General features: G+C 50.4%; 13 protein-coding genes. All 13 read left to right on the top strand.

The genetic code is table 11. The features are described 5' to 3' along the window. The first annotated feature begins 18 nt into the window (after window positions 1–18). The 13 genes from mraZ (at window position 19) to ftsA (ending at window position 14,763) form a co-directional block, all read left to right on the top strand. Entirely contained in the window at window positions 19–477 is a 459-nt protein-coding gene (mraZ, locus tag AB8599_RS13765) for a division/cell wall cluster transcriptional repressor MraZ (RefSeq protein ID WP_407331462.1), read from the top strand. Window positions 478–489: 12 nt separating this feature from the next. Further along, window positions 490–1,443, top strand: coding sequence for a 16S rRNA (cytosine(1402)-N(4))-methyltransferase RsmH (gene rsmH, locus AB8599_RS13760; protein ID WP_407331461.1), 954 nt, complete (start codon window positions 490–492; stop codon window positions 1,441–1,443). Next, window positions 1,443–1,754 (top strand): cell division protein FtsL, encoded by a 312-nt coding sequence (ftsL, locus tag AB8599_RS13755; RefSeq protein ID WP_407331460.1) that lies wholly within the window; start codon window positions 1,443–1,445, stop codon window positions 1,752–1,754. Before rsmH ends, ftsL begins: the two co-directional genes overlap by 1 nt. Then, window positions 1,754–3,505, top strand: coding sequence for a penicillin-binding transpeptidase domain-containing protein (locus tag AB8599_RS13750; protein ID WP_407331459.1), 1,752 nt, complete (start codon window positions 1,754–1,756; stop codon window positions 3,503–3,505). Before ftsL ends, AB8599_RS13750 begins: the two co-directional genes overlap by 1 nt. Continuing rightward, window positions 3,505–4,992: a UDP-N-acetylmuramoyl-L-alanyl-D-glutamate--2,6-diaminopimelate ligase gene (gene murE, locus AB8599_RS13745; RefSeq protein ID WP_407331458.1), complete on the top strand. Its 1,488-nt coding sequence runs from the start codon at window positions 3,505–3,507 to the stop codon at window positions 4,990–4,992. The genes AB8599_RS13750 and murE overlap by 1 nt, the downstream gene beginning before the upstream one ends. Beyond that, window positions 4,989–6,350, top strand: coding sequence for a UDP-N-acetylmuramoyl-tripeptide--D-alanyl-D-alanine ligase (gene murF / locus AB8599_RS13740; protein ID WP_407331457.1), 1,362 nt, complete (start codon window positions 4,989–4,991; stop codon window positions 6,348–6,350). Before murE ends, murF begins: the two co-directional genes overlap by 4 nt. Continuing rightward, on the top strand, window positions 6,344–7,426 hold the full coding sequence (gene mraY, locus AB8599_RS13735; RefSeq protein WP_407331456.1) for a phospho-N-acetylmuramoyl-pentapeptide-transferase: 1,083 nt from the start codon (window positions 6,344–6,346) through the stop codon (window positions 7,424–7,426). Before murF ends, mraY begins: the two co-directional genes overlap by 7 nt. Next, window positions 7,427–8,785 carry a UDP-N-acetylmuramoyl-L-alanine--D-glutamate ligase gene (murD, locus tag AB8599_RS13730; RefSeq protein ID WP_407331455.1) on the top strand — a complete coding sequence of 453 codons (1,359 nt, stop codon included), beginning with the start codon at window positions 7,427–7,429 and terminating at the stop codon, window positions 8,783–8,785. It begins immediately after the preceding gene. Next, window positions 8,782–9,993 carry a cell division protein FtsW gene (ftsW, locus tag AB8599_RS13725; RefSeq protein WP_407331454.1) on the top strand — a complete coding sequence of 404 codons (1,212 nt, stop codon included), beginning with the start codon at window positions 8,782–8,784 and terminating at the stop codon, window positions 9,991–9,993. The genes murD and ftsW overlap by 4 nt, the downstream gene beginning before the upstream one ends. Continuing rightward, a complete protein-coding gene (gene murG / locus AB8599_RS13720; protein WP_407331453.1) occupies window positions 9,965–11,035 on the top strand; it encodes an undecaprenyldiphospho-muramoylpentapeptide beta-N-acetylglucosaminyltransferase in 1,071 nt (356 codons plus the stop codon). Before ftsW ends, murG begins: the two co-directional genes overlap by 29 nt. A gap of 12 nt (window positions 11,036–11,047) precedes the next feature. Further along, window positions 11,048–12,511, top strand: a complete 1,464-nt coding sequence (murC, locus tag AB8599_RS13715; RefSeq protein ID WP_407331452.1) for a UDP-N-acetylmuramate--L-alanine ligase — start codon at window positions 11,048–11,050, stop codon at window positions 12,509–12,511. Between the two features lie 207 nt (window positions 12,512–12,718). After that, a complete protein-coding gene (locus tag AB8599_RS13710) occupies window positions 12,719–13,489 on the top strand; it encodes a cell division protein FtsQ/DivIB (protein ID WP_407331451.1) in 771 nt (256 codons plus the stop codon). Between the two features lie 17 nt (window positions 13,490–13,506). Next, window positions 13,507–14,763: a cell division protein FtsA gene (gene ftsA, locus AB8599_RS13705; protein ID WP_407331450.1), complete on the top strand. Its 1,257-nt coding sequence runs from the start codon at window positions 13,507–13,509 to the stop codon at window positions 14,761–14,763. Window positions 14,764–14,795 lie beyond the last annotated feature (32 nt).

Below are 14,795 nucleotides of genomic sequence, written 5' to 3'. Positions count from 1 at the left end.
GAAAGGGAATTAAGTGACATGTTGAGAGGGGTGAGCGCCATTTCTCCCGACGCAAAAGGTCGGGTGGCATTGCCGAAGCGATATCGAGAAGAGCTCGATGCGCTTTGCGATGGCGTGTTTGTGTGCACCATTGATCATCAGTTACCATGCCTGCTGCTTTATCCGTTGCCCGAATGGGAGCGGATTGAAGCCAAACTTTCCCGTTTATCCAGCCTCAACCCGGCAGAGCGTCGATTGCAACGTTTGTTGCTCGGGCATGCTTTTGAGTGCGAGATGGACGGTCAGGGTCGAATACTGATTGCCCCTACACTTCGCGAATATGCGGGGTTAAATGGGAAAGCCATGCTGGTTGGGCAACTCAACAAATTTGAGTTGTGGAACAGCGATAAATGGCAAGAACAGATTGACCAAGATATTCAAATTCAAGCCGAGTCAGCGGAAGCGTTGAGTGACAGGCTCAGCAATTTCTCGCTTTAGGTACCCAAGATTATGTCAGAGCAGTTTTCACATATTTCCGTCCTTCTTCACGAATCCATCGAGGGTTTAGCCCTTAAGCCCGACGGTATCTACGTCGATGGCACATTTGGACGTGGTGGGCACACGCGCGAAATTTTGTCGCGACTTGGCGAGAATGCGCGCCTATACAGTATTGACCGCGATCCTCAAGCAATTGAAGAAGCAGGCAAGATTGATGATCCGCGCTTTACCATTATCCAAGGCCCTTTTTCAGGCATTCAAACCTATATCGAAGATCTCGGTTTGAGCGGCCAGATAAACGGCGTACTGCTTGATCTGGGTGTGTCATCACCTCAGCTTGATGATGCAGAACGTGGCTTTAGCTTTATGCGTGATGGCCCGCTGGACATGCGCATGGACCCAACGTCAGGCGTTTCAGCTGCGCAGTGGCTTCAAGAAGCCGATGCCGATGATATTGCATGGGTACTGAAAGTCTTCGGTGAAGAGCGCTTTGCAAAGCGTATCGCTCGCGCCATTGTTGAGCATCGCGAAGACGAAGAGAAAGAGCCGCTAACACGCACATTGCAGCTGGCGAAACTTATCGCCAACGTCGCGCCGTCTCGCGACAGAAAGAAGCACCCTGCTACGCGCAGCTTCCAAGCGATTCGTATTTATATCAACAGTGAATTAGACGAAATTGAAACGGCGCTGCAAGGTGCACTAAACGTACTAGCTCCAGGCGGACGCTTGTCTGTGATCAGTTTCCATTCATTGGAAGATCGTTTGGTGAAGCAATTCATTCGTAAGCAGAGCAAAGGGCCATCAGTGCCTCATGGTTTGCCACTGACGGAAGATCAAATCCGTGCGTTGGGCAGTGCCAAAATGAAGCCGATTGGTAAGGCACTGAAACCAACAGACAATGAAGTTTCAGACAACACGCGCTCTCGCAGTTCTGTGTTGCGCATTGCCGAAAAACTGGGTGACTAATGGAGCGAGCGCCGGGACTAACCAGACAAATTTTTCAGGATCTTACCTCTGTTGGTAAGACACCTTTGATATTACTGGTGTTGGTGCTCATTTCAGCGTTATCTGTGGTATTTGTCACTCAACAAACACGGACAGCCATTGCACATCAAGATCAATTGTTGATGGAGCGAGAAAGGCTAGAAGTTGAGTGGCGAAACCAGATCTTAGAAGAGCATGCATTATCAGAACACAGCCGTGTCGAGTCCATGGCACGCAATGATCAGGACATGATTCGTCCTGATAGCAGACGTGAAATCATAGTGAGCCAATAGTGTATAAGGGAAAAAGCAAACCGAGCAACCAGCGCGCCAAGAAGCAAGCGCCGACGCTAATTAAGTGGCGTTTTGTTACGGTTTGCGCGTGTATTTCTCTCGCCTTATTTGCGCTGATTGCTCGTGCTGCTTTTATTCAAGTGATAGAGCCAGATCGCCTTCGTTATGAAGGCGATTTACGTTCAGTACGCGTCAAAGCGCTTCCTTCCGCACGTGGCATGATCACCGACAGAAATGACGAGTCACTCGCCGTGAGTGTGCCTGTTGAAGCCGTGTATGTTGATCCCGTCACCGTGTTTAAAAATGGTGGGCTAGTAGAAAAAGACCGTTGGTACGCCTTGGCGGATGTTTTGGGTCTCGACCGAAAGCAAATGCTGGCTCGCATCGAAAAAAACCGCAACAAGCGCTTCATCTACCTTCAGCGTCAGGTTGGCCCAGCGATGGCAAACTACATAGCCGAGCTCAAATTACCCGGCATTGGTATGAATGATGAATCTCGCCGTTTTTATCCTGCGGGTGAGGTGAGTGCCCACTTGGTTGGCGTGACAGGTATTGATGGACGCGGCCTTGAAGGTATTGAACGCGGCTACGACGGTTGGTTAAGCGGTGAAGCGGGGCGTCGAACTGTGCGCAAAGATCGCTACGGTCGCGTGGTGGAAAACATTTCTTTGGAAGCCAAAGAGGAAGGCAAGCCGTTGCAGTTGAGTATCGACCAACGTCTTCAAGCCATTTCTTATCGCGCTATCAAGCAAGCGGTTGCAGACTACCGCGCCACATCCGGATCTTTGGTGATGGTAGATGTTCGCACGGGTGAGGTATTGGCGATGGTCAATGCCCCTTCCTACAATCCAAACAATCGTGCCGATCTCAAAAGCTTTAAAATGCGCAACCGCGCGATTACCGATGTCTTTGAACCCGGTTCAACCATCAAGCCACTGGTGGTACTGGCTGCACTGGAAAACGGTGTGGCAGATGAAAATACCATCATTGATACGGGCAACGGTGTGATGTCCATTGGCGGGGCACGAGTGCGTGATGTGTCCAAAGCGGGCAAGGCTGATCTTCGAAAAATTCTGCAAAAATCCAGTAACATCGGTGTGAGTAAACTCTCCCTATCTATGCCTGTCGAAGCCTTGCTAGGTATGTACAGCAGCTTCGGCATGGGCGACGCGACTGGTGTGAATCTGGTGGGTGAATCCTTCGGGTTATTTCCAAATCGTCGTCGATGGTCTGATTTCGAACGTGCCACTTTGTCATTTGGCTATGGCCTGTCTATTACGCCTGCTCAGTTAGCGCGTGCTTATGCTGTGCTGGGAAGCGTCGGCGTCAATCGCCCCTTATCGATCTTGAAAACCGAATCTGTTGTGCCAGGCAAGCAAGTTGCCTCGCGTGAAAATACCCGAAAAGTATTAGACATGTTGGAAGCGGTCACCCAAGAAGGTGGCAGTGCTCGGCGCGCGGCGGTTGATGGATATCGTGTGGGGGCGAAAACAGGTACTGCAAAAGTCGCGATTGCCGGTGGCTACGGCGACGAATATATCGGATATACCGCGGGGATCGCACCTATCAGCGACCCACGCATTGCCTTGGTGGTGGTGATCAATGAGCCGCAAGGCGATAAATACTACGGTGGTCAGGTTGCGGCCCCTGTGTTTTCTGACGTAATGAAGAGTGCGTTGCAGATATTAAATATTGCACCGGACGCTCAGCAACCCTCGTTACATATTGCTAAAACGGACAAGCAAAACTGATGTCTATTACCAGCTTTAAAGAACTATTGGCGCCGTGGTTTGACGCTGCGCCAGACATTGAGATTACCGGCTTGAAACTGGACAATCGCCAGATCAAACCCGGTGACGTGTTTGTGGCGGTGCAAGGTCACAGCTTAGATGCACGTCGATATATTCCCGATGCCATTGCCGCTGGTGCGGTAGCTGTGATCGCTGATGACGGCGATACTAATGGCCAGTTTGGCGTGACGCTACATGGCAATGTGCCTGTTGTGGCATTTCCGCATATCAAATCCACGCTTTCTGAAGTTTCAGCGCGCTTTTATCAAACGCCTTGTGATGGCCTGACGACGATTGGCATTACGGGAACCAACGGTAAAACCACGATTAGCCAGCTTATCGCGCAGTGGATTGATTTACTTGGTGGCAAAGCAGCGGTAATGGGAACCACCGGGAATGGCTTTCTGGCATCACTTGAGCCTGCGTTAAACACCACAGGTAGTGCGTTAGATATTCAACATCAACTCGCCAAGTTTAAGCAACAAGGCGCTACACATGTTGCGATGGAAGTGTCTTCTCATGGTCTGGTTCAAGACAGGGTAAAGGCCGTCACGTTTGACGCGGCTATCTTTACCAATCTAAGTCGTGATCACCTTGATTATCATGGCACTATGGAAGCGTATGCAGAAGCTAAGTTGCGCCTGTTTACTCATTACGGTTCTCCGGTATCTGTGATCAATGCTGATGACGATGTTGGGGCTAGCTGGCTGGTGAATATGCCAGAAGCGGTTGCCGTATCCATGTCAGATGCTGGTGTGCATGCGCATCAAGGGCGAAAGCTTTGGTTAACCTCAGTAGACTATGCAACCAGCGGCGTGACCATTACGTTCTCTTCATCATGGGGGGAGGGAGAATTTACCGCACCATTGGTGGGTGAATTCAACGTGATGAATCTGTTGCTTAGCTTGGCAACATTGCTCGGTCTGGGGTATGACAAAGCCACGCTTTTGGACGTAGCCCCACAACTTCAAGCCGTTATCGGCCGTATGGAAGTTTTTCATCACCCTGACAAACCTATGTTAGTGGTTGATTATGCTCACACTCCCGATGCGCTGGAAAAAGCACTGCATGCTTTGCGCCGTCATTGTGATGGTCAGTTGTGGTGCATCTTCGGTTGCGGTGGTGATCGTGATACAGGCAAACGCCCTATGATGGCTGAGATTGCAGAACGCCTCGCTGATATCGCGATATTAACGGATGACAATCCTCGCTCAGAATCACCTGAAACCATCGTTGCTGACATGCTCAAGGGCATGGTCTCGCCAGAGAAAGCTGTTATCCTCCATGATCGCGCAAAAGCCTGTCACTATGCCTTTGAAAACGCATCAAAAGATGATGTGGTTTTGGTCGCGGGAAAAGGGCATGAAGACTATCAAGTTCTGGCATCAGGCACGGTTCATTATTCTGATCGTGAAACGGTTCGCGATCTTTTGGAGGCAAAGGGATGATCTCGGTTTCGCTTAATACATTGCAGTCCATTTTACAGGCTGATCGAAAAGGTGAAGACGTCATCATCAATGCCGTATCAACCGATACGCGCACACTGGGCCAAGGCGCGCTGTTTGTGGCACTGGCGGGTGAGCGTTTCGATGCCCATGATTTTGTCGACACGGCAAAAGAAAATGGAGCCTCAGCACTGCTGGTTTCTAAATCTGTTGAGTCAGATTTACCGCAACTCATCGTGAAGGACACCAAGTTGGCGTTAGGCCAGATTGGCGCATGGGTAAAAGCCCAGTGCAATGTCAAAACTATCGCATTGACAGGCAGTTGCGGTAAAACCACTGTCAAAGAAATGCTGGCGGCCATTTTGTCGCAAAAGGGGAAAACCCTTTATACCGCAGGTAATTTCAACAACGATATCGGCGTGCCATTGACCCTACTTCGCCTTACACCGTCTGACGATTTTGCGGTGATGGAATTAGGGGCGAACCACATTGGTGAAATCGCCTACACCACGCAACTGGTGAAGCCGGATATTGCTATGGTCACAAACCTTGCGGCCGCCCACCTTGAAGGGTTTGGTTCCTTGGAAGGTGTGGCACAAGCCAAGGGCGAAATTTTTGAAGGCTTGGCAGATGGCGGACTGGCTATCGTCAACCTTGATAGTTGCGGCGGACAGCGTTGGGACGCCGTACTACAAAGTAAGCAAGTACTTACCATGTCAGTGATGGACAAAGATGCTGACTATCGAGCGGAGAATATTCAACAAGCTGAAAACGGCTGTTATCAGTTTGATTTAGTGTCGTCAGACGGACGTTACCCACTGTTGGTGAACTTGCCCGGTGAGCACAACGTCGCGAATGCGATTTTGGCGACAATCGCCGCGCTGAATGTCGATGGCGTGACCATGGACGATGTGGCGCACGGTCTCGCATCTGTGTCGCCTGTTAAGGGGCGTGGCGCGATAAGCTTCCCGCGCCCGGGGCTTCGCCTAATTGATGACAGCTACAACGCCAGCCTTGCTGCGATGAAAGCGGCCGTTGATTTGCTCGACGGTTTCGATGGCGACAAAGTCATTGTATTGGCAGATATGGGGGAGATGGGTGAGCACTCTGATGCTGTGCATCAGGAGGTGGCTGATCATCTCAGTCAGGCGTCGATTCAAACCTTACTTACTTACGGGCCAGCCAGTGCAGCAATTAGTGCGCATTGTGGTGGTCTGCACTTCGATAATAAAAACGCGCTGATTGCGCATGTAGTAGAACTCATGAAAACAAAACGTGAAGTATCCGTTTTGGTCAAAGGGGCCAACGGAATGAAAATGTCAGAAGTCGTCGCCGCCATTGAGGAGACAGCGTCATGCTAGATTGGCTATCGGACATTCTTGCCCAGCACATTCCGTTTTTCCGACTGTTTGATTACCTGACGTTTCGCGCCATTTTGAGCGTGTTAACTGCTTTGGTGCTCTCGCTTTGGATGGGACCACGCTTGATTGCCCGCTTGCAGATGCTTCAAATCGGTCAGGTTGTTCGTAACGAAGGGCCTGAATCGCACTTCAGCAAACGCGGCACCCCGACCATGGGTGGTTTAATGATCTTAACCGCCATTACCGTGACGGTGCTGCTTTGGGCTGATTTATCCAACCCTTATGTGTGGGCTGTGCTGTTTGTTACCTTGGGTTACGGCGCAATTGGCTTTGTTGATGATTACCGCAAAGTGGTGCGCAAGAACACCGATGGGCTTATCGCGCGTTGGAAATATTTTTGGCAATCCGCCATCGCGTTAATTGTGGCGTTTGCGCTGTATGCTCACGGTCAAGACACTGCCGCCACACAATTGGTGGTGCCTTTCTTCAAAGACATCATGCCTCAGCTTGGCTTGTTCTATGTCGTGTTCACTTACTTTGTGATTGTTGGCACCAGTAATGCTGTCAACCTCACTGATGGATTGGATGGTCTTGCCATCATGCCAACGGTGATGGTAGCAAGTGGTTTCGCGTTCATTGCCTGGGCTACCGGTAACGTTAACTTTGCCGAATATTTGCATATTCCTTATATCAAAGATGCGGGCGAACTGGTGGTGGTGTGTGCTGCCATTGTCGGGGCAGGTCTTGGCTTCTTATGGTTTAACACTTATCCAGCACAAGTTTTCATGGGTGATGTCGGCTCATTGGCATTGGGCGGTGCATTAGGCACGATTGCCGTGTTGGTACGTCAAGAATTCTTGCTGGTGATCATGGGCGGTGTGTTTGTGATGGAAACCTTGTCTGTGATTTTGCAAGTTGGCTCTTACAAATTGCGCGGACAACGTATTTTCCGCATGGCACCGATCCACCATCACTACGAACTGAAAGGCTGGCCTGAACCGCGCGTGATTGTGCGTTTTTGGATTATCACCTTGATGCTAGTCCTGATTGGCCTTGCAACACTGAAGGTGCGTTAAATGAAGACAGACGCCGCGAGCATGAAGGTTGCGAACAAGCACATTGTGGTGATTGGGCTTGGCATGACAGGGCTCTCTGTTGTCAATCATCTTGTCGCTAAAGATGATGGTGCAAAGGTCAGCGTGATTGATACGCGTGCAACCCCGCCGGGCGCAGACAAATTGCCAAACAATGTGGCGCTTCATGCGGGGGGCTGGAACATGGAATGGCTGTTAAGTGCCGATCTGATTGTTGCCAGTCCGGGCATTGCGTTAGCAACCCCTGAGCTGAAAGCCGCTGCGCAACAAGGCATCGAGATTGTCGGTGATATCGAGCTGTTTGCGCGTGATGTTGCTGCACCAGTGATCGGTATCACCGGTTCAAACGGAAAAAGCACGGTCACGAGTCTTTTGGGTGAAATGGCCAAGGCGGCGGGAATTGACGTGGGGGTGGGCGGTAACATTGGTTTCGCAGCGCTCGATATGTTGGCGTATGACCACGCACTGTATGTGCTTGAGCTATCCAGCTTCCAGTTGGAAACCACCTCGTCGTTAGAAATGGCGTCTGCCGTGTTTTTGAACCTGTCAGAAGATCACATGGACCGCTATGACGGCATGGAAGATTATCGACAGGCCAAGCTACGTATTTTTGACCAAACCCAACTTGCGGTTTGGAATCAAGACGATCTGCAAACCAAAGCACCCGAAGGTAAACATGCTGAGAGTTTTGGCTTCTCGCAAGGGGATTACACCCTTACGTTGAGCGATGGCAACGAATGGTTAACCGCGAAAGGTGATCCTGTGATGGCAGTGTCTGACATTGCTTTGGTGGGGCGACACAATGTGGCGAATTGCTTAGCCGCGATGGCATTGGCGGACTCTGTGGGTATCGCGCGCGAAGCCCAATGTCAGGCGATGCGTGAATACTGCGGCCTGCCTCACCGTTGTCAGCAGGTATTGGAACGTAATGGCATTTTATGGGTCAACGACTCAAAGGCCACCAATCCAGCCAGTACATTGGCCGCATTGGATGGACTTAAGCTTGCGGGCAAGCTTCACCTGCTCGTTGGTGGTGATGGTAAAGGCGCTGAGTTTTCTGCGTTGAAACCCGTGCTGGCTGCACTGGATGTTACCTTGTATTGCTATGGACGTGACGGCCATGCGTTTGCAGGCTTGGTTGATGCGCCAGTGATGGTTGAAACCATGCAACAAGCCATGGACATTGCTGCACAAACCGCGATGGCGGGAGACATGGTGTTACTGTCACCTGCGTGTGCGAGCTTCGATCAATTTACCAATTTTATGGTGCGCGGAGAGACATTCGCCGCCTATGCCAAAACCATCACAGAACAAGGTGCCAAGGAGCTGGCGACAGAATGATGAGCATGAAGTGGGAAGACATGAATGTCTTGCGTTGGTTCTCTCGACCGACGCCCACTGCTTTGTATGACAGATACATTGTCTGGCTCTCGTTTGGTCTTATGATGGTAGGCCTGATCATGGTCTCGTCTGCCTCAATTCCTGTTTCAACTCGCCTAGTTGATCAGCCTTTCTACTTTGCGATGCGCCAAGGGTTTTATTTAGTCGGCGCCTTGATTCTAGCGTCGTTCGCCTTGCAAATTCCGCTAGCTCGCTGGCAGCAGCTTAGCGTCCCGATGTTGTTTATCTCATTGGTATTGCTGGTGGCGGTATTGGTGGTCGGCCGCTCTGTGAACGGTGCAGTACGTTGGCTGCCACTGGGTGTGATCAACTTACAACCGGCGGAAGTTGCAAAACTGTCACTGTTCCTGTTTATGGCAGGCTATCTGGTTCGTCGTCATGGCGAAGTGCGAGAAAGTGTTATGGGCTTTCTTAAACCACTGGCAGTGATGGTCATTATTGCTGGCCTGCTGCTGCTTCAGCCTGATTTAGGCTCCGTGGTGGTGATGTTTGTCACCACCGTTGGCATGTTGTTCATTGCCGGCGCTAAGCTATGGCAATTTGGCGTCCTGCTCTTTTCTGGCCTAGGGCTGGTCGGGCTGCTTATCATCGCAGAGCCTTACCGCGTTGCGCGTGTCACGTCTTTTCTTGACCCGTGGCAAGATCCCTTTGGCAGCGGCTACCAGCTGACTCAATCTTTGATGGCCTTTGGTCGCGGTGATTGGTGGGGACAAGGGCTGGGGAACTCGATTCAAAAATTAGAATACTTGCCCGAAGCGCACACCGACTTTGTGATTGCCGTTTTGGCTGAAGAGCTAGGTTTGGTAGGTGTAGTGGCCGTGCTTTTGATGGTGTTTGGGCTAGTTTTTCGCGCCTTGTTTATTGGTAAACGTTGCCTTGAAAGTAATCAGCTTTTTGGTGGCTTTCTCGCCTTTGGCATTGGGATCTGGTTTGCGTTTCAAGCATTAGTCAATGTCGGGGCTGCGGCGGGTATTGTGCCAACCAAAGGTTTGACCTTGCCATTGGTCAGTTATGGCGGTTCCAGTTTATTTATTATGTCGACAGCGGTAGCCATTCTTCTTCGCATTGATCATGAATACCGGTTAGAGACATCCCAAGCGCACCAACGAATTGTGACTCATGAAAAACGAAAACGAACAAAAGCATAAACGATTGTTAGTGATGGCTGGTGGTACCGGCGGTCATGTATTCCCTGGGCTTGCGGTTGCCAATGAATTGCAGCAACAAGGTTGGGAAATCCGCTGGTTAGGTACGGCGGATAGAATGGAAGCGGATCTGGTGCCTAAACATGGTATCGAGATCGACTTTATTGAAGTAAAGGGGCTGCGTGGTTCAGGCTTTGCGCGTAAACTTCTTGCCCCCTGGATGGTCATCAATGCCGTACTGCAAGCGCGTAAACATATTCAACAATTTCAGCCTGATGCCGTACTCGGTATGGGTGGATATGTGAGTGGCCCTGGCGGTTTGGCCGCGTGGTTGAGTGGGATTCCGGTAGTACTGCATGAGCAAAATGCAGTGGCAGGGTTAACCAACCAATGGCTAGCAAAAATTGCCAAACGTGTATTGCAGGCTTTTCCTGGGGCATTTCCTGATCAGGAAGTGGTTGGGAATCCGGTAAGGAAAGACGTGTGTGAATTGCCAGTCTCCGAGCCTTATCAAGATGGCGCACCACTGAAGGTGTTGGTGATGGGCGGCAGCCAAGGCGCACGTATTTTGAATCACACTGTGCCCGAAGCGCTGGCATTATTAAAACGCGATGTGATTGTTCGCCATCAAGCCGGCAAAGGCAATCAAGCGGACACCGCCGAGCGATTTAGCCATGCAAGTGTTGCCGACGCTGATGTTACCGAATTTATTGATGACGTCGCAGAAGCGTATGGTTGGGCGGATGTGTTGATTTGCCGCTCTGGGGCATTGACGGTTTCTGAAGTGGCCGTAGCGGGTGTCCCTGCGATTTTTGTGCCGTTTCAGCACCAAGATCGCCAACAGGCATTGAACGCAGAGCATTTAGTCCAAGGTGGCGCAGCCATCATGATTGAGCAGCCGGAATTGACCGCTGAAAAGCTGGCGACGGTATTAGAAAATCTAGATTCACAGTCGTTGATGACAATGGCACGTGCGGCAAAAAATGCCGCGATTACCGATGCTGCAGCACGCGTTGCTGCTGTCATAAAAGATGTAGCGAAATAAGAGAACAAAGTGATGGGCAAGTTTGATAGTCATCAGTTAGAAAAAATCCGAACCATGGTGCCCGAAATGCGCCGTGTGAAACGCATTCACTTTGTCGGCATTGGCGGTGCAGGAATGTGTGGCATCGCCGAAGTATTGTTAAACGAAGGATACGAAGTGTCGGGGTCTGATTTGTCAGAGAACCCAGTCACGCAGCGTCTTGTGAGCAAAGGTGCGACGGTCTTTTTCGGTCATGCAGAGAGCAACGTGAACGGTGCCAGCGTGGTGGTGGTATCGACCGCTATTCAGCAAAACAACCCTGAGTTGGTTGCAGCAAAAGCCGCGCGTATCCCTGTGGTTCGCCGTGCTGAAATGCTGGCAGAGTTGATGCGTTATCGTCATGGTATTGCAGTAGCAGGCACGCATGGAAAAACCACCACGACAGCCCTAACGACACTGATTTATCAAGAAGCAGGACTTGACCCAACGTTTGTTAATGGTGGGCTCGTCAAGAGTGCTGGCACTAACGCACGTTTGGGTTGTAGCCGTTACCTGATTGCAGAAGCAGATGAAAGTGATGCATCTTTCCTACATTTGCAGCCTATGGTCGCTATCGTCACCAACATCGAAGCCGACCATATGGATACCTATGGCGGAGACTTCGAGGTCCTGAAGCAGACATTTATTGATTTTCTGCATCAGTTGCCGTTCTACGGACAGGCAGTGATGTGTATTGACGATCCTGTGGTGCGCGAAGTTATTCCATCCATTGGCCGCCAAGTCATTACCTACGGCTTCTCTGATGATGCTGATGTGAAATTGGAAAATTACCGCCAAGAAGGCCAAAAAGGTATTTTCACGATTTTACGCAAAGATAAACCAGCGCTGAACATTGAGCTGAATATTCCTGGTCGTCACAACGCACTGAATGCCGCTGCGGCAGTCGCAGTGGCAACAGAAGATGGCGTGGAAGATGATGCGATTTGGCGCGCATTGGTGAACTTTGAAGGCACAGGTCGTCGTTTCGACCAATTGGGCTTGTTCCCTGTCGACGATGGCGAAGCGTTGCTGGTGGACGACTACGGTCACCACCCGAGCGAAGTGGATGTGACGATTCAAGCGGCGCGAGCAGGTTGGCCAGATAACCGTTTGGTGATGATTTTCCAGCCGCACCGTTATAGCCGAACCCGCGATTTATATGATGATTTTGCCAATGTGCTGGAGCATGTTGACGTTCTGCTGATGTTGGATGTGTATTCTGCGGGTGAAGCGCCAATCGCAGGGGCAGATGGACGTAGTCTTTGCCGCACGCTTCGAGGTCGTGGAAAAATCGATCCCATCTTTGTTCCTGAGGTTGAATCTCTGCCTGCCGCATTAGCAGCTGTGCTGAAACCGGGTGATTTGGTGCTAACCCAAGGGGCGGGTGATATCGGTAAAGTGGCGAGAAAACTGGCCGAATTGAAACTGGATAAGAAAGCGCTGAGTGCGCAGATATAAAAGCAATTTCATGCGTTACAGGGTAGATGAAAGAGTTGTGTCTAATTTTTAACCTGATTTTGCGCGTTTTGCATGTATTTGATCTCAGCTTTATCACTTATGAGCCAACAAGGCTTGGTGACCTGTCAAACTGACCGTTATAATCCGGTCGACTTTGTACACAGCAAAGCGACAGGTTGCCCAAGAGAGGCGAGGCAATAGCCTGATATGACAAATGTGACCGCGAATGATATACCGGCTCAACCTTCAATGCTAAAAGCGCATTGGGGGGGGCTGGCATTTTTGGTATTTGTCATTCTTGCGATTCTTTGGTTGTTGCTTCGAGTGTTGACTTGGATGGGTGACGAAAAGCAACTGCCTTTGTCGCAGATTGTTGTGCAAGGTGAACTGGCACATTTGTCGACGGTTGAAGTACGAAATGCTGTGCTGAATATCGGTCCGTTGCACAGCTTTATGTTGCAAGATGTGGATGATATCCACGGTGCAATCTCGGCGTTGCCTTGGGTTGCCAATGTAGCAGTGCGAAAGCAATGGCCAGATACCATCAAAGTTGATGTGACTGAATACCAACCTGAAGCAGTCTGGAATGGATCTCTGTTACTGGATGTGAGTGGTACGGTATTTAGCGCAAGCCCCGAAGAAGTGAAAGAGAAAGGCTTAGTCTCTTTACACGGCCCCGAAGGCAGCGAAAAAGAAGTTTTAGCAGCGTGGCGTGAAATGCACAACATTTTAGCGCCGACGAAGTTACGCATTGCTGCACTGGCGCTTAATGAACGTCGTTCATGGCGAATCGTCACTCGAGATGGCGTCCGTATCGAGTTAGGACGAGAGTCGAGAAATGAGAGATTACATCGCTTTGTGGACTTGTTTGATGACATGAACGCAACAGGGCGAGATATTCAATACGTAGATTTGCGCTATGACACTGGTGCTGCAGTGGGTTGGAAAGCCCCTGATGAAGCACTCAGTGAAAAGTAAGCCTAAGAGTAGATGGAATGAAACAAGCAACTGACAGACCGCTAATTGTTGGATTAGACATCGGGACATCAAAAGTCTCTGTGTTAGTCAGTGAGATATTACCTGACGGTGCTGTCAATATCTTGGGCGTGGGCACAACCCCGTCTCAGGGTATGGATAAAGGCGGCGTTAACGACCTTGAATCTGTCGTGAAATCGGTTGAACGAGCAGTCAACGGCGCAGAAATGATGTCTGACTGTAAAATTCGCTCCGTATTTTTGTCACTGTCAGGAAAGCACATACATTGCTTGACCGAGCGTGGCATGGGGACGATTTCTGATGAAGAAGTGACGCAAGATGACGTGGAGATGGTTATTCACACCGCGAAGTCTGTCAAAATCAGTGATGAACAGCGTGTGCTGCACGTGATCCCCCAAGAATATAAAATTGACTATCAAGAAGGGATCAAAAATCCAGTGGGCTTATCCGGTGTGCGCATGGAAGCCAGCGTGCACCTGATTACTTGCCACACTGATACCGCGCGCAACATTGAAAAAGCCGTTGAGCGTTGTGGCCTGAAAGTTGATCAGTTAATTTTCTCCGGCTTGGCGGCAAGTCATGCGGTGATCACAGCAGACGAAAGAGAATTAGGAGTTTGCGTCGTCGATATTGGCGGCGGAACCATGGACATTGCGGTATGGACAGGTGGTGCGCTGCGACATGCAGCGGTGATCCCATACGCAGGTAATGTAATCACCAGTGATATTGCTTATGCATTCGGTACACCTTTAAGTGACGCTGAGAAAATCAAAGTGAAACATGGGTGCGCGTTAGGTGAGCTGGTGAACAAAGATGCCAAGGTTAATGTTCCGAGTGTGGGTGGGCGTCCTTCGCGAAGCCTACAACGTCAAACATTGGCTGAAGTCATTGAGCCACGTTGCAGTGAATTGCTGGGGTTGGTGCAGCATGAATTGGAGCGTGTTCAGGAACGTCTACGCACGCAGGGCGTGAAGCATCAATTGGCCGCAGGTATCGTCCTGACTGGTGGTGCGGCACAAATGCAAGGGCTGGTGGAGTGTGCAGAACGCGTATTCCAAAACCAAGTCCGCGTCGGTCTTCCTTCTGGCGTGACGGGTTTGACGGATTACGTCAATGCCCCTTATCACGCTACCGCGGTGGGTTTGCTGCACTATGGCAAAGACAACCTATTGAATGAAACGAGCGAGCCAGAGCCTAAACGAACTGTATCAGGAATGTTCAGTAAGTTTAGTGGCTGGCTCAAGAAAGAATTTTAAACCTGATGCGAACAGGAATGACGGAGAGAACA

It is taken from the genome of Enterovibrio litoreus, from assembly GCF_045679545.1.
Taxonomy (GTDB): Bacteria; Pseudomonadota; Gammaproteobacteria; order Enterobacterales; family Vibrionaceae; genus Enterovibrio.
This window is presented reverse-complemented; position numbering and strand designations above follow the sequence as displayed.

Bases quoted from the DNA above. Each gene is read 5' to 3' on its own strand.
- murG (WP_407331453.1), top strand. From the start codon at position 9,965: ATGAAAAACGAAAACGAACAAAAGCATAAACGATTGTTAGTGATGGCT.
- ftsW (WP_407331454.1), top strand. From the start codon at position 8,782: ATGATGAGCATGAAGTGGGAAGACATGAATGTCTTGCGTTGGTTCTCT.
- rsmH (WP_407331461.1), top strand. From the start codon at position 490: ATGTCAGAGCAGTTTTCACATATTTCCGTCCTTCTTCACGAATCCATC.
- murF (WP_407331457.1), top strand. From the start codon at position 4,989: ATGATCTCGGTTTCGCTTAATACATTGCAGTCCATTTTACAGGCTGAT.
- murD (WP_407331455.1), top strand. From the start codon at position 7,427: ATGAAGACAGACGCCGCGAGCATGAAGGTTGCGAACAAGCACATTGTG.
- murC (WP_407331452.1), top strand. From the start codon at position 11,048: ATGGGCAAGTTTGATAGTCATCAGTTAGAAAAAATCCGAACCATGGTG.
- ftsA (WP_407331450.1), top strand. From the start codon at position 13,507: ATGAAACAAGCAACTGACAGACCGCTAATTGTTGGATTAGACATCGGG.
- murE (WP_407331458.1), top strand. From the start codon at position 3,505: ATGTCTATTACCAGCTTTAAAGAACTATTGGCGCCGTGGTTTGACGCT.
- mraZ (WP_407331462.1), top strand. From the start codon at position 19: ATGTTGAGAGGGGTGAGCGCCATTTCTCCCGACGCAAAAGGTCGGGTG.
- AB8599_RS13710 (WP_407331451.1), top strand. From the start codon at position 12,719: ATGACAAATGTGACCGCGAATGATATACCGGCTCAACCTTCAATGCTA.
- ftsL (WP_407331460.1), top strand. From the start codon at position 1,443: ATGGAGCGAGCGCCGGGACTAACCAGACAAATTTTTCAGGATCTTACC.
- mraY (WP_407331456.1), top strand. From the start codon at position 6,344: ATGCTAGATTGGCTATCGGACATTCTTGCCCAGCACATTCCGTTTTTC.